Here is a 12,930-nt window from a genome sequence, read left to right on the forward strand (position 1 = left end):
CGCGCCCCAACGGGCGCGCTACGCGGGCTGTCACTTCGGCATGAAGGCCCAGTAGTCGAGGTCGAGGATGACGCTCGGGTGGTAGCCGTCGCCCTCGCGGCCGGGATGGGCGGCGCAGGGCTGGTTCTTGGTGGCGACCGTGCGCAGCCGCAGCAGCCCGACGTCGCCGCGCCCGGTCTCGGCGGTGTCGAGCACCTCGCTCCAGGCGTAGACCGTGTCGCCGGCAAACAGCGGCGCCACATGCCGGCCGGCGTTGATGCCGGCGAGGGCGAAGGCGTTGGCGAGCCCGTTGAAGCTGAGCGCGCGGGCGAGCGAGATGACATGGCCGCCATAGATCAGGCGCCGGCCGAAGCGGGTCTCCTTGCCGCTCAGGGCGTCGAAATGCACCTTGGCCGTGTTCTGGTAGAGGCGCGTGGCGATCTGGTGCTCGGCCTCCTCCACCGTCATGCCGTCGACGTGGTCGATCTTCTCGCCCACCGCGTAATCGGAGAAGCGATGCGGGCTGCCGGCGAGGTCGAGGTCGTAGGCCGAGACGTCGAGGGGCGGCAGGGCGCCCGCGAGGTCGGCCGGGTCGACGACCTTGGCGAAGCTCGGCACGTGCTCCTCGGCGATCGCGGCCTCCGGGTCGCGCTTGCGCACCAGCACCCAGCGGCAATAGCTCAGCACGGTCTCGCCCTCGGCGTCCGAGCCGGTCGAGCGCACGTAGACCACGCCGGTCTGGCGGTTCGAGCTCTCCTTGAGACCGATCACTTCGGAGACGGTGGACAGGGTCTCGCCGGGATAGACCGGGCGGCGGAACCCGCCCTCGGCGTAGCCGAGGTTGGCCAGCGCGTTGAGCGAGATGTCCGGCACGGTCTTGCCGAACACCACGTGGAAGGTCAGCAGGTCGTCCAGCGGGCTCTTCGGGTAGCCGATGCCTTGCGCGAACGCGTCCGACGACTGCACCGCGAAGCGCGGGCCGTAGAGGGCGGTGTAGAGCGCGACGTCGCCGGTGGTCACCGTGCGGGGCGTGGCGTGGCGGATGGTCTCGCCGAGGCGGTAATCCTCGAAGAAGCGGCCGGGATTGGTCTTCATGGGTTCTGGTGTCTCCGCGGCCGGGCGCGTCGTTCAGAGGTCTCGTCCGGCGCGCCGGGCGCCGGATCGCGGGCGGGGGCGGCGTCCGCGCGCCGGCCTTATCGGGCGTAGACGTAGGGGTCGGCCGGCACGAATTCGTGCAGCAGGCGGCTCACGAACAGCAGCAGCAGGATCAGGATGATCGGCGAGATGTCGACGCCGCCGAGGTTCGGCAGCAGGTTGCGGATCGGCCGCAGCACCGGCTCCGTGATCCGGTAGAGCACCTCGCCGATCTGCGAGACGATCGGGTTGCGCACGTTGACCACGTTGAAGGCGACGAGCCAGCTGAGGATCGCGCTGGCGATGAGGACGTAGATGAAGAGCTGGACGACGGTGTCGAAGAGCCAGATCAAGGAATTCATGCGCGAAACACGTGTCCTCGTGCGCCCGCGCGGGACACCGGGGACGGCGACGCGACGGCAGCGGGAATCGGGAATTGACAGTTCGATCGGCGCCGGCCTAAAAGGCCGGCGCCTTGGACGGGGCTGTAGCTCAGATGGGAGAGCGCCGCAATCGCACTGCGGAGGTCAGCGGTTCGATCCCGCTCAGCTCCACCAGGCTTTTCTGGTGGATGTCCACACGGCAAGGTCCGGCGTCGATAAGGCTGCCGTGACAGCGGGTTGAGACCCGACGCTCCCAGATTTCATCATCGTCGATCCTCGCGGCTCGCGCCGGCTGAGCGGTATTCCGGTCGGCTGGATCGCGGCGGCCTGGTCGCGCGACCGGTGCCGGGCTGGAGACCGTTCATCGCGTCGTTCGAGATGCGGGTCCGGTCGGGCGCGCAGCACCTCACCCTCGTCGTGTCGTCACCGTCGATCGACCGCGACTGCCCTCTCCGAGGTGGCGGCGCTGCGGCTTGGCGACGGACCCTTTGGAACGCTTTCGCCGCCTTCGCCGTATTGGGTCGGCGTTCTACCCACGCTTCGGGAAGGACCATCGTCGATTGCAAAGGCCGCGATGCCGGGGCCGTTCCGTCACGTCCGAATTCGATCGGGCGGGCCGCGATGATCGACGACTTCGCCTGGTTCCAGGGGAGACGAATTTGAGAATTCGGATTGCGATCGCCCTGTCCCTATTTTTGGCTGGGTGCCTGGCTCAAGGTGCCGTGGCGCAGACGGTCGAGGAGGCGCCGGACTCGGCAGACACCGAGGCCGTGAGGCCGGGACCGCCGCCGCCCTTGCCGGACCTGTCCGATCCGAACTCCCGCACCGGGGAAGGGCTCGGAGAGCCCGACGCGCAATCGGGCATCCCCAAGGCGCTGCGCGGGTCCGCGAGCAAGTCCGGCGGCCCGGCGAACGACCTCAACCCGGGCGGTAGGGCGGAAGAGCCGTCCCCGCCGAAAGGCGACCTCGCGAACGTGCTCACGGGCAAGGCGCTGTTCCACGGCAACTATTGCGGCGCGGGCCAGCGCGGTGTCGACCTGCCGCCGACCGACGCCCTCGACGCCGCCTGCCAACGCCACGACGCCTGCTACGATGCGGCCGGGCACCGCTCGTGCGCCTGCGACCAGGCGTTGAAGCGGGAGGCGACGGCGGTGTCGGAGCAACCGGAGGTCACGCTCGAGGTCCGGCGGCGCGCCCTGAGCGTCGTCGAGGCCGCCGACGCGATGAATTGCCGGGCGCCCTGACGCGGCCCCGCCCTGCGACGGTGCGGCCTTCCGCACTGGGTCACAAGGCCAGCGGCGCGTTGTCGACGACCTCCTTCATCACGAAGAACGTTCGCGTCTGGCGCACGCCGGGAAGCGCGATCAGGGTGCTGCTGTGCAGGCGGTTGAAGTCCGCCATGTCGCGCACCCGGATCTTCAGGAAGTAGTCGAAGTCGCCCGCCACCAGGTGGCAGTCGAGCACCGTCGGCATGGCGCGGGCCGCCGCCTCGAAGGCCGCGAAGCTCTCCGGCGTGGAGCGGTCGAGCACCACGCCGACGATCACCAGGGCGCCGAGGCCGACCTTGCTCGGCGCGACCTCGGCGCGGACCGACGTGACGTAGCCGTCGGCGAACAGCCGCTGCGTCCGGCGGTGGCAGGTCGCCGCGCTGGTGTTCACGCGCTTGGCGATCTCGGCGTTGCCCATCCGCCCGTCCGCCTGAAGCAGGCGCAGGATCTTCAAGTCGATGCGGTCGAGCCCTGCGTCGGTGGACGAATCTTTCACGAACCTGCCGCCTCACCATCCGCCGAGCGCCATCTTCCGGCGACCAGAGGAACACGGCGGCAAGGCGCGCGCCACCGGCGAGAGCACCTTCCGAAAGGCCTGAGGCGCATCGCAACGGCCGAGGCCGTTGCGATGCGCAAGCGTCTCAGGCGGCCAGCGCGGCGGCGATGTCGCGCTCGAGGGAGGCGGGCTTGGCGGTCGGCGGATAGCGGCCGACCACACGGCCGTCGCGGCCGACGAGGAACTTCGTGAAGTTCCACTTGATGCCGGCCGTGCCGAGGAGGCCCGGCTTCTCGCCCTTGAGATGCTGGTAGACCGGGTCGGCGCCAGCCCCGTTGACCTCGACCTTCGCCAGCAGCGGGAAGCTCACGTCGTAGGTCAGGCTGCAGAACTGGGCGATCTCGGTGGCGTTTCCCGGCTCCTGCGCGCCGAACTGGTTGCAGGGGAACCCGAGCACCACGAGCCCGGCCTCGCGATGCGTCTTCCATAAGGCCTCCAGCCCCTCGTATTGCGGGGTGAACCCGCATTTCGAGGCGGTGTTGACGACGAGCACGACCTTGCCGCGATATTGGGCCAGCGGATGCGGGGTGCCGTCGGCGGCCTTCGGGGTGAAATCGAACAGCGTCGCCATCAGGCCGCGGTCCGCCGCTCGACGAGGCGGGCGAGGAAGGCGGCGCCGATCGGGATGATCGTGTCGTCGAAATTGTAGCTCGGGTTGTGCAGGCCGGCCCCGGGCGAGGCGCCGATCCAGGCGTAGGCGCCCGGCACCGCCATCGCCATGTCGGCGAAGTCCTCGCTGCCCATCTTCGGGCTCGAGTTCAGGTCGACCCGCTCGGGCCCGAACAGCTCGGTCGCGGTCTCGATCGCAGCTTGCGTCTGGTCGGCGGCGTTCTCCAGCACCGAGAACTTGTCCTGGATGTCGACCGTGATCTCGGCGCCGTAGGCCGCGCCGTAGCCCTTGGCGAGTTCCCGCATCCGGTCGCCCGCGAGCTTGCGCAAGTCGCGATCGAAGGTGCGGATCGTGCCGGCCATGTGCGCGGTGTCGGGGATGACGTTGTAGGCCGAGCCGGCCTCGAACCGGGTGATCGACAGCACGATCGACTTCAGCGGGTCGGCGTTGCGCGAGACGATCGACTGCAGCGCCTGGGCGAGGGCGGTGGCGACCACGATCGGGTCGATGCCGCTGTGGGGCTGCGCCGCGTGGATGCCGCGGCCCTTGACGTGGATGTCGAAGAAGTCGGCCGCCGCCATGATCGGGCCGGGCCGCAGCTTGATCGTCCCGTGCGGGCCGCTCGGCTGGTTGTGCAGCCCGTAGATCTCGTCGCAGGGGAAGCGCGTGAACAGCCCGTCGGCGAGCATGGCGCGGGCGCCGCCCAGGCCCTCTTCGGCGGGCTGGAACACGAACACCGCCGTGCCGTCGAAGTCGCGGGTCTCGGCGAGGTAGCGGGCGGCGCCGACGAGCATGGTGGTGTGGCCGTCATGCCCGCAGGCGTGCATCTTGCCGGGGATGGTCGAGCGGTAGGGGAGGTTGGTCTCCTCCTCGATCGGCAGGGCGTCCATGTCGGCGCGCAGGCCGATGCGGCGGCCGTTGTCGCTGCGGCCCTTCAGGATGCCGACGACGCCGGTGCCGCCGACGTTGCGGTGGACCTCGATGCCGAAGCCTTCGAGCAGGTCGGCGACGATGCCGGAGGTGCGCACCTCCTCGAAGCCGATCTCGGGATGGGCGTGGAGGTCGCGGCGGAGCGCCGTCAACTCGTCGGCGTAGGTGGTGATGCGATCGATCGGACTCATGCGCTTCAAGACTCTTCCGGGCTGGACCGTCGGAACGGCGTCAGGGTGTCGAGTTCGTCCACCATAGCTTCGACATGGGCGCGCTCGCGCTGCAAGTAGTCGGCCACCGCGCGACGCAACGAAGGGTCGGCAATGTCGTGCGCGGAGTGCATCAGCACCGGCCGGTAGCCGCGCGCGAGCTTGTGCTCGCCCTGCGCCCCGGCCTCGACCCGCTTCAGGCCCCGCGCGATCGCGAAGTCGATCGCCTGGTAGTAGCAGACCTCGAAATGCAGGAACGGGTGCTCCTCGATGCAGCCCCAGTTCCGGCCGTAGAGGGCGACGTCGCCGATCAGGTTGATCGCGCCGGCGACGTAGCGGCCCTCGCGCTTGGCCAGGATCAGCAGGACGCGCTCCGGCATCCGCTCGGACAGGAGCGTGAAGAAGCGCCGGTTGAGGTAGGGCCGGCCCCATTTGCGCGCGCCGGTGTCGGTGTAGAATTCGTAGAAGGCGTCCCAATGCGCCTCGGTGAGGTCGGCCCCGGTCAGGTGCTCGATCGTGATGCCGGAGGACAACGCGTCGCGCCGCTCGCGCTTGATGCTCTTGCGCTTGCGCGAGGCGAGCGCGGCGAGGAAGTCGTCGAAGGTCGCGTAGCCGGCGTTCTCCCAATGGAACTGCTGGTCGGTGCGCTGGAGGAAGCCGGCCGCACCCGCCCGCTCCCATTCCGGCTCCTGCATGAAGGTGACGTGGATCGAGGAGGCCTTGGTCTCGGACCGCAGCGCCCGCAGGCCCGCCACCAGGGCGGAAGTCGCGACGTCCACGTCGGCGCCGGGCGCGATCAGGAAGCGCGGACCGGTGACGGGGGTGAACGGCACGCTCACCTGCAGCTTCGGATAGTAGCTGCCGCCGGCCCGCTCGAAGGCGTCGGCCCAGCCGTGGTCGAAGATGTATTCGCCCTGGCTGTGGGACTTCAGATAGCACGGCACGACACCGAGCAGTGCGTCGTCGCGCTCGACCGCCACGTGCAGCGGCAACCAGCCGGTCCGCCGCGAGACGCAACCGGAATCCTCCAGCGCCGAAAGGAAGGCGTGGCTGACGAAGGGGTTGTGGGTCTCGTCGCCCGCGCCCAGCGTCTCGGCCGAGGTGGCGCAGGCGTCCCAGGCCGCCGCCCCGATCTCCTTCAGGCCGGCCAGCGCGCGGACCTTGAGGACGGTCTCGGAGGTCTCAGGCTCGTGCGGAGCGCCGGGTTTTTCCATGGCGACAATCTAGCCCGAAGGGCAGGGGGGACAAGGCGGCGCCGCGCATCCCGCCGTCGCAGCGGGGGGCAGGGCGGCTCGCTTGCCTCTTGGTAACACTCAGTGATACCATCCTTTGCGTTATCCTGAGGTAGGATGCACCAGGGGGCCGGCTCTGATCCAGAGCTTCGCAGATCGCGTGACCGAGGCGGTCCATCGCGGCAGCCGGCCGAAGGGGTTCCCCGCCGCGATCTTTCCCGCGGCGCGACGCAAGCTCGCCGTCCTCGATCAGGCGGCCGACCTGAACGACTTGCAAGCGCCGCCCGGCGATCGGCTTCACCCTCTGACCCATGACCGCATCGGACAGCATGCGATCCGGATCGACGACCAGTATCGAATCTGCTTCCGCTGGACCGAACATGGCCCGGCGGATGTCGAAATCGTCGATTATCACTGAGGACCCGTCGATGAATGACGCCTTGGAGATCGCCGCCTTGGAGATCGTGCAGACGCTGCCCCCGCTTCACCCCGGCGAGGTGCTGCGCGAGGAGTTTCTGGCTCCCCTCGGCCTGACGCCCTACGCGGTGGCGAAGGCCTGCGGCGTACCCCGCACGCGGATCGAACGGATCGTCCGCGAGGAGATCGGGATCACCGCCGACACCGCGCTCCGGCTCGGACGCTATTTCGGGACCTCGGCGCAGCTCTGGCTCGGCCTGCAGATCCGCTACGACATCGAGGTCGCAGCAGCGCGGGCGGGTGACGCCCTGGCGCTGATCAAGCCGCTTCCGCGCGAGGCCGCCTAAGGCCGGAGCCGGGCGTTCAGGCCGAAAACCCCTCGAACACCATCTGGTCGGCATGCGCCTGTGCGAGGCGGCGCTGGGCCTCGGTGCGCACCGTCCAGGCCATCACCGGCAGGTGCCCGAGCACGCGGGCGAGGTGCGTCGCGGCGCAGGGCAGGTCGTCGACCCGCCAGGACACGAAGTCGGGCCGGGTCTCCTCGATGTGCAGCAGGTCCGAGAGCCGGCGGCGTGCCGAATCGGTGAGGGCGGCGTAGGCCGGGTCGTCCTGGTTCGTCTCGCCGACGATGCCGCGCGGGACCGCGTCGGGCACCAGGCCGCGCAAGGCCGCGACCACCTCCGGATCGAAGGACTTCACCGCGACCGGCCCGGCGTAGGCGCTCAGCACCTCCGCGACGCGGCGGGTCAGGGTCAGGTCGCCGGAAGTGGACGACTTGATCTCGACGACGAGCGGGGTCCGCCCGGCGATCTCGGCGAGGAAGTCCGGCAGCGTCGGGATCGTCTCAGTCGTGCCCGCGACCGAGAGGCCGCGAAGGTCGGCGGCCCGCATCGCGGCGACGGGGTCGGCGACGCCCGCCAGCCGCCCCAGGGCCGCGTCGTGGAAGACCATCGCCTCGCCGTCGGCGCTGATCTGCACGTCGCACTCGATGGCGTAGTTGCCCGCGATCGCCGCGCGGGCGGCGGCGATCGTGTTCTCGGGCCGGCCCGCCGCGCGGTCGTGCAGGCCGCGATGGGCGATCGGCCGCGCGACGAGCCAGCCGAGTTCCATCACCGCACCTCGAACATCGCCTCGACCTCGACGGCGGCGTCGAGGGGCAGTTCCGCGACCCCGACCGTGGAGCGGGCGTGACGGCCGCGGTCGCCGAGCACCGCGACCATCAGGTCGGAGGCGCCGTTCATGATGCCGGCGATGCCGGAGAAGCTCGGCACGCAGTTGATGAAGCCGCCGAGCCGGACGCATTGCACGACCCCGCGCTCGAGGTCGCCCACCGCCGCCTCGACCTGCGCCAGCACGTTGAGCGCGCAGAGCCTGGCCGCGGCGATCCCGTCCTCGGCCGAGACCTCGGCGCCGAGCTTGCCGACATGGCCCGCGCCGAGCTTGCCGTCCGCCCCGAAGCAGATCTGGCCCGAAACCACCACGAGGTTGCCGCTGCGCACGAAGGGCACGTAGTTCGCGACCGGCGCCGCCGCCTTCGGCAGGGTGAGCCCGAGGCTCTCGAGGCGTTCCTTGACCGTGCTCATGAAAGGGCTCCGCGTGTCCGTTGTCGGCGATGCACCGGCTCTGGAGCACGGGCCGCGGCCGGCACGCAAGGCACTTCTCGGAGGCAGCGTGGAGTCGAGCCGGCAAACGACGCCCGTTTTACAGGCATGTCCGCCACGACACCCGGCCCTCTCATTGACAGCGCGGCCGCGTTTCTTAGTAATCGCGCGCGTGCCGCCCCGGTGACGAGGCGGCACTTTCGTTTTTGCACGCAGGGCACAGGTCCTGCACGCAGCCTGACAACGCCGGGTCTTCACCCGGCCCGCCGACACGGAGACGGGATCGTGACATCCGCCCTTCTGCCGACCTATGCCCGGGCCCCCATCGCCTTCGAGCGTGGCGAGGGCGCATGGCTGGTGGCGCGCGGGGGCGAGCGATACCTCGATTTCGGCGCCGGCATCGCGGTGAACGCGCTGGGCCACGCCCACCCGCACCTCGTCGAGGCCCTGACCACCCAGGCGCAGAAGCTCTGGCACACCTCGAACCTGTTCGAGATCCCCGACGGCGAGCGCCTCGGGCAGCGTCTGGTCGACGCGAGCTTCGCCGACGTGGCGTTCTTCTGCAATTCGGGCGCCGAGGCCAACGAGGCCGCGATCAAGATGGCGCGGAAGTACCACGCCGCCGGCGGGCACCCCGAGCGCTACCGCATCATCACCTTCGAGGGCGCGTTCCACGGGCGCACGCTGGCGACGCTGGCCGCCGGCGGCCAGCAGAAGTACATCGAGGGCTTCGGCCCGAAGGTCGACGGGTTCGACCAGGTGCCCTTCGGCGACCACGAGGCGCTGCGCGCCGCGATCGGCCCCGAGACGGCGGCCGTGATGATCGAGCCGATCCAGGGGGAGGGCGGCGTCCGCCCGGTGCCGCCGCAATGCCTGCGGGGCCTGCGCGCGCTCTGCGACGAGCACGGCCTGATGCTGATCATGGACGAGGTCCAGACCGGCGTCGGCCGCACCGGCCTCCTGTTCGCGCACGAGTGGTCCGGCGCCGCGCCCGACATCATGAGCGCGGCCAAGGGCATCGGCGGCGGCTTCCCGCTGGGCCTGTGCCTGGCGACCCGCGAGGCCGCCCGCGGCATGGTCGCCGGCAGCCACGGCACCACCTTCGGCGGCAACCCGCTCGCCATGGCCGTCGGCAACGCCGTGCTCGACGTGGTGCTGGGCGACGGCTTCCTCGACCACGTCCAGCGCGTCGCGCTGGTCCTGAAGCAGAAGCTCGGGGCGCTGCCCGACCGCTACCCGCACGTCGTCACCGAGATCCGCGGCGAGGGGCTGATGCTCGGGCTCAAGCTCGCCGTGCCCAACACCGAGTTCGCTGCGGCCGCCCGCGCCGAGCACCTGCTGGTGATCCCGGCGGGCGACAACGTGGTCCGCCTGCTGCCGCCGCTGATCGTCACCGAGGCCGACGTCTCCGAGGCGGTCGCACGCCTCGAAGTCACGGCGGCGGCGTTCACGGCCGCGATGCGCGGCGCCGCCGAGTGATGCCGACGTGATGCTGATCCCGGCTCCCGAAGGCGGAGCCGCCGACCGAACCCGGACATGATGTGTTGAGATGACTGCCCCCCTGAACGGCCGGACCAGCGGCCCCACGACCGGCGCGAGCGCGCCCCGCCACTTCCTCGACCTGTCGGACTTCTCCGGCGCCGACCTCCGCCGGGTGCTCGACGCCGCGGCCGCGATCAAGGGGCGCCGCCGCAAGGGCGAAGTCGCCGCCGACCGCCCGCTCGCCGGCAAGAACCTCGCGATGGTGTTCGACCGGCCTTCGACCCGCACCCGCGTCTCCTTCGACGTGGCGATGCGCGAGCTCGGCGGCGAGACGTTGATGCTGACGGGCTCCGAGATGCAGCTCGGCCGCGGCGAGACCATCGGCGACACCGCGCAGGTGCTCTCCCGCTTCGTCGACGCGATCATGATCCGCATCCTGGATCACGCGCTGATGCTGGAGCTGGCCGAGAACGCCACGGTGCCGGTGATCAACGCGCTGACCAAACTCTCGCATCCGTGCCAGATCATGGCCGACGTGCTGACCTTCGAGGAGCATCGCGGGCCGATCCAGGGCCGCACGGTGGCGTGGTCGGGCGACGCCAACAACGTGCTGACGAGCTGGGCGCACGCGGCCGCGCGCTTCGACTTCACCCTCAACGTCGCCTGCCCGCCCGAGCTGGCGCCGCCGCCGGCGCTGATGGCCTGGGCGCGCGCCGAGGGCGCCCGCGTCAACGTCACCGCCGACGCCTTCGCCGCGGTCGAGGGGGCCGACGCGGTCGTGACCGATTGCTGGGTCTCGATGGGCGACGAGGACGAGGCTCACCGCCACAACCTGCTCAACCCCTATCAGGTGAACGGCGCGCTGATGCGGGCCGCCGCCAAGGACGCGGTGTTCATGCACTGCCTGCCCGCCCATCGCGGCGAGGAGGTCACCGCCGAGGTGATGGACGGCCCGCAATCGGTGGTGTTCGACGAGGCGGAGAACCGCCTCCACGCCCAGAAGGGCATCCTGGCGTGGTGCATGCGGGCGAACGGCCTGTAGCGGGTCGCGAACGGGCGGCCGATCGGACGCAGCGGCCGGACGGGTCGCGGGCCTTGACCGTATGAACATCGTGTATACGTTCAGGCTCCAAGACGCCCCCGACGAGACGTAGAAGGCGACCGCCTTGAGCATCGACGGCCTGAGCAACGTCCCGGCGCGGCGCGGGACGACGATCAACCTGCGCATCGAAGCCGAGACGCGGGACCTGATCGACGACGCCGCCTCGGTGCTCGGCAAGACGCGGACCGAGTTCATGATCGACACCGCGCGCCATCACGCCATCGACGTGCTGCTCGATCAGCGCCTGTTCGTCCTCGACGACGCGCGCCACGCCGCGTTCGTCGCGGCCCTCGACGCACCGCCGGCCGAAAGGCCGAGGCTGAGCGCGCTCATGGGGAGGAATCTCGCCTGGGAGCGCTGATCGGGCCGCCGGTTCCCTTGGGTCCGGAGCACGCCCTGGATGGATTCTCCTGCGGCCGGCCGGTGCTCGACGATTGGCTGAAGCGGCAGGCACGCCGCAGCGAGGACCGGTTCGCCCGGACTTATGTGGTCTGTGCGGACGGCGCGGTGGTGGGGTATTACTGCATCTCCGCGGGGACGGTCGCGCGGGAGGATGCCCCGGGGCGGATTCGACGCAACGCGCCGGAGCCGATCCCGGTCTCGATCCTGGGCCGGCTGGCCGTGGACCAGCGTTGGGCCGGCCGTGGGCTCAGGGCCGACCTCCTGGCCGATGCGCTGCGCCGGATCGCCAACGCGGCCGAGGTGATCGGGATCGGCGCCGTCCTGATCCATGCGCTCGACGACCAGGCGCTCGCATTCTACCGCAGGCAGGCGGAGTTCCTCGAATTCCCCGACCGCTCGCGCACCCTGTTCCTGCCGATCGGCGCGCTGACCGGCGGACGATGACGACCCGAACGCTTCTAAGCCGAACGCTTCCAAGCCGAACGCTTGCAGGCCAAATACGTGCAGGCAGACCGCTTCCAGGACCGAGTTGAGACCATGACCGCCGGACACGACACAACCCCGATCAACGAAGGCAACGGTCACGACGGCGCCGACGACTGCGTGCTGCCGTTCGCGGTCGAGGCGCTCGATGTGCGCGGGCGCGTCGTCCGGCTCGGGCCCTCCGTCGACACGATCCTGCGGCGGCACGGCTACCCGGATGCGGTGGCGCGCCTGCTCGGCGAGGCGGCGGCGCTGACCGTGCTCCTCGGCTCGTCCCTGAAGTTCGAGGGCCGGTTCCAGCTCCAGACCAAGACCGACGGCCCGGTCGGGATGATCGTCGTCGACTTCGAGGCGCCCGACCGCCTGCGCGCCACCGCGCGGTTCGAGGCGGACGCCATCGCCGCCCTCGGCGCCGGCCCGCACAAGGCCGCCGAGCTGATCGGGCAGGGGCATCTGGCCATGACCATCGACCAGGGCTCGGCCGCCAGCCGCTACCAGGGCGTGGTCGCGCTGGAGGGGCAGAGCCTGGAGGAGGCCGCGCACCAGTACTTCCGCCAGTCCGAGCAGATCCCGACCGAGGTGCGGCTCGCCGTGGCCGAAGCCTTCGAGGACGGGCAGAGCCGCTGGCGCGCCGGCGGGCTGCTGGTGCAGTTCCTCCCCCAATCGATCGACCGGGCGCGGCTCGCCGACCTGCCGCCGGGCGACATCCCGGAGGGCCGCGTCCACCTCGACGAGCACGGCACCCGGGAGGACGACGCCTGGGTCGAGGCGCGCGCCCTCGTCGGCACCGTTGAGGACCACGAGCTCGTCGACCCGGCGGTCTCGAGCGAGCGGCTGCTCTACCGGCTGTTCCACGAGCGCGGCGTGCGGGTGTTCGACGCGCAAGGCGTGCACGAGCAGTGCCGCTGCTCGCGCGAGCGGGTGATGGGCATGATCCGCTCGTTCTCGCCCGAGGAACGCCGCGAGATGATCGCCGACGACGGCCGCGTCGTGATCACCTGCGAGTTCTGCTCGCGCCGCTACGACCTCGACCCGGCCGAGGTCGAGGCGGAGGTGGCCGAGACGCCGAAGCAGTAGAACCGAACCCTGTCCGGTTCACGGCCAAGCTTGATCCACGGATAGACTGAACATCGGTTTATAAA

Annotated in this window: 16 protein-coding genes and 1 tRNA gene; 9 read left to right on the forward strand and 8 right to left on the reverse strand. The window is 70.4% G+C overall.

Features of this window, described 5'->3' with window-relative positions; translation table 11 throughout:
• Positions 1-30: 30 nt before the first annotated feature.
• A complete protein-coding gene (locus tag FV226_RS10970; protein ID WP_147762921.1) occupies positions 31-1,074 on the reverse strand; it encodes a MaoC family dehydratase in 1,044 nt (347 codons plus the stop codon).
• Between the two features lie 98 nt (positions 1,075-1,172).
• Positions 1,173-1,475, reverse strand: coding sequence for a YggT family protein (locus FV226_RS10975; protein ID WP_147751992.1), 303 nt, complete (start codon positions 1,473-1,475; stop codon positions 1,173-1,175).
• Between the two features lie 119 nt (positions 1,476-1,594).
• On the opposite strand from FV226_RS10975, the gene FV226_RS10980 reads away from it, so the two are divergent.
• Together FV226_RS10980 and FV226_RS10985 are read left to right on the forward strand one after the other, a co-directional pair.
• Positions 1,595-1,670: transfer RNA gene (locus FV226_RS10980), tRNA-Ala, on the forward strand.
• Positions 1,671-2,218: 548 nt separating this feature from the next.
• A complete protein-coding gene (locus tag FV226_RS10985) occupies positions 2,219-2,740 on the forward strand; it encodes a phospholipase A2 family protein (RefSeq protein ID WP_246685360.1) in 522 nt (173 codons plus the stop codon).
• Between the two features lie 40 nt (positions 2,741-2,780).
• Here the strand turns inward: FV226_RS10985 and FV226_RS10990 are convergent, their stop codons facing one another.
• The 4 genes from FV226_RS10990 to FV226_RS11005 form a co-directional block, all read right to left on the reverse strand.
• Positions 2,781-3,260, reverse strand: a complete 480-nt coding sequence (locus FV226_RS10990) for an Lrp/AsnC ligand binding domain-containing protein (RefSeq protein ID WP_147751991.1) — start codon at positions 3,258-3,260, stop codon at positions 2,781-2,783.
• Positions 3,261-3,405: 145 nt separating this feature from the next.
• The gene (locus FV226_RS10995; RefSeq protein ID WP_147751990.1) at positions 3,406-3,891 is read right to left on the reverse strand and encodes a glutathione peroxidase; all 486 of its coding nucleotides are present in this window, start codon (positions 3,889-3,891) and stop codon (positions 3,406-3,408) included.
• Positions 3,891-5,051 carry a M20 aminoacylase family protein gene (locus FV226_RS11000; protein ID WP_147751989.1) on the reverse strand — a complete coding sequence of 387 codons (1,161 nt, stop codon included), beginning with the start codon at positions 5,049-5,051 and terminating at the stop codon, positions 3,891-3,893. Before FV226_RS11000 ends, FV226_RS10995 begins: the two co-directional genes overlap by 1 nt.
• A 5-nt stretch (positions 5,052-5,056) precedes the next feature.
• Positions 5,057-6,283: a GNAT family N-acetyltransferase gene (locus FV226_RS11005; protein WP_147762922.1), complete on the reverse strand. Its 1,227-nt coding sequence runs from the start codon at positions 6,281-6,283 to the stop codon at positions 5,057-5,059.
• Positions 6,284-6,461: 178 nt separating this feature from the next.
• On the opposite strand from FV226_RS11005, the gene FV226_RS11010 reads away from it, so the two are divergent.
• Positions 6,462-6,719, forward strand: a complete 258-nt coding sequence (locus tag FV226_RS11010; RefSeq protein WP_348644098.1) for a type II toxin-antitoxin system RelE/ParE family toxin — start codon at positions 6,462-6,464, stop codon at positions 6,717-6,719.
• 10 nt (positions 6,720-6,729) lie between these two features.
• The gene (locus FV226_RS11015; protein ID WP_147762923.1) at positions 6,730-7,065 is read left to right on the forward strand and encodes a HigA family addiction module antitoxin; all 336 of its coding nucleotides are present in this window, start codon (positions 6,730-6,732) and stop codon (positions 7,063-7,065) included.
• Between the two features lie 16 nt (positions 7,066-7,081).
• Here FV226_RS11015 and FV226_RS11020 read toward each other — a convergent pair whose 3' ends face one another.
• Both FV226_RS11020 and FV226_RS11025 read right to left on the reverse strand, forming a co-directional pair.
• Positions 7,082-7,828: a glycerophosphodiester phosphodiesterase family protein gene (locus FV226_RS11020; RefSeq protein WP_147762924.1), complete on the reverse strand. Its 747-nt coding sequence runs from the start codon at positions 7,826-7,828 to the stop codon at positions 7,082-7,084.
• Positions 7,828-8,301 (reverse strand): RidA family protein, encoded by a 474-nt coding sequence (locus FV226_RS11025; protein WP_147751985.1) that lies wholly within the window; start codon positions 8,299-8,301, stop codon positions 7,828-7,830. The genes FV226_RS11020 and FV226_RS11025 overlap by 1 nt, the downstream gene beginning before the upstream one ends.
• Positions 8,302-8,604: 303 nt before the next feature.
• Between FV226_RS11025 and FV226_RS11030 the strand changes: the two genes are divergently transcribed.
• The 5 genes from FV226_RS11030 (at position 8,605) to FV226_RS11050 (ending at position 12,865) form a co-directional block, all read left to right on the forward strand.
• The gene (locus tag FV226_RS11030; protein ID WP_147762925.1) at positions 8,605-9,798 is read left to right on the forward strand and encodes an aspartate aminotransferase family protein; all 1,194 of its coding nucleotides are present in this window, start codon (positions 8,605-8,607) and stop codon (positions 9,796-9,798) included.
• Positions 9,799-9,868: 70 nt separating this feature from the next.
• Entirely contained in the window at positions 9,869-10,843 is a 975-nt protein-coding gene (gene argF, locus FV226_RS11035; protein WP_147751983.1) for an ornithine carbamoyltransferase, read from the forward strand.
• A 124-nt stretch (positions 10,844-10,967) separates the two neighbouring features.
• Positions 10,968-11,264, forward strand: a complete 297-nt coding sequence (locus FV226_RS11040; protein ID WP_147762926.1) for a DUF1778 domain-containing protein — start codon at positions 10,968-10,970, stop codon at positions 11,262-11,264.
• A gap of 17 nt (positions 11,265-11,281) precedes the next feature.
• A complete protein-coding gene (locus FV226_RS11045; RefSeq protein WP_246685361.1) occupies positions 11,282-11,749 on the forward strand; it encodes a GNAT family N-acetyltransferase in 468 nt (155 codons plus the stop codon).
• Positions 11,750-11,842: 93 nt separating this feature from the next.
• A complete protein-coding gene (locus FV226_RS11050) occupies positions 11,843-12,865 on the forward strand; it encodes an Hsp33 family molecular chaperone (RefSeq protein ID WP_147762928.1) in 1,023 nt (340 codons plus the stop codon).
• Positions 12,866-12,930: the final 65 nt, after the last annotated feature.

Source organism: Methylobacterium sp. WL12 (assembly GCF_008039475.1).
Lineage (GTDB): Bacteria > Pseudomonadota > Alphaproteobacteria > Rhizobiales > Beijerinckiaceae > Methylobacterium > Methylobacterium cerastii.

What these genes read in the sequence shown, in the direction of transcription:
- FV226_RS10970 (WP_147762921.1), bottom strand. Translation starts at nt 1,074, where the DNA reads ATGAAGACCAATCCCGGCCGCTTCTTCGAGGATTACCGCCTCGGCGAG.
- FV226_RS10975 (WP_147751992.1), bottom strand. Translation starts at nt 1,475, where the DNA reads ATGAATTCCTTGATCTGGCTCTTCGACACCGTCGTCCAGCTCTTCATC.
- FV226_RS10995 (WP_147751990.1), bottom strand. Translation starts at nt 3,891, where the DNA reads ATGGCGACGCTGTTCGATTTCACCCCGAAGGCCGCCGACGGCACCCCG.
- FV226_RS11000 (WP_147751989.1), bottom strand. Translation starts at nt 5,051, where the DNA reads ATGAGTCCGATCGATCGCATCACCACCTACGCCGACGAGTTGACGGCG.
- FV226_RS11005 (WP_147762922.1), bottom strand. Translation starts at nt 6,283, where the DNA reads ATGGAAAAACCCGGCGCTCCGCACGAGCCTGAGACCTCCGAGACCGTC.
- FV226_RS11015 (WP_147762923.1), top strand. Translation starts at nt 6,730, where the DNA reads ATGAATGACGCCTTGGAGATCGCCGCCTTGGAGATCGTGCAGACGCTG.
- FV226_RS11020 (WP_147762924.1), bottom strand. Translation starts at nt 7,828, where the DNA reads ATGGAACTCGGCTGGCTCGTCGCGCGGCCGATCGCCCATCGCGGCCTG.
- FV226_RS11025 (WP_147751985.1), bottom strand. Translation starts at nt 8,301, where the DNA reads ATGAGCACGGTCAAGGAACGCCTCGAGAGCCTCGGGCTCACCCTGCCG.
- argF (WP_147751983.1), top strand. Translation starts at nt 9,869, where the DNA reads ATGACTGCCCCCCTGAACGGCCGGACCAGCGGCCCCACGACCGGCGCG.
- FV226_RS11050 (WP_147762928.1), top strand. Translation starts at nt 11,843, where the DNA reads ATGACCGCCGGACACGACACAACCCCGATCAACGAAGGCAACGGTCAC.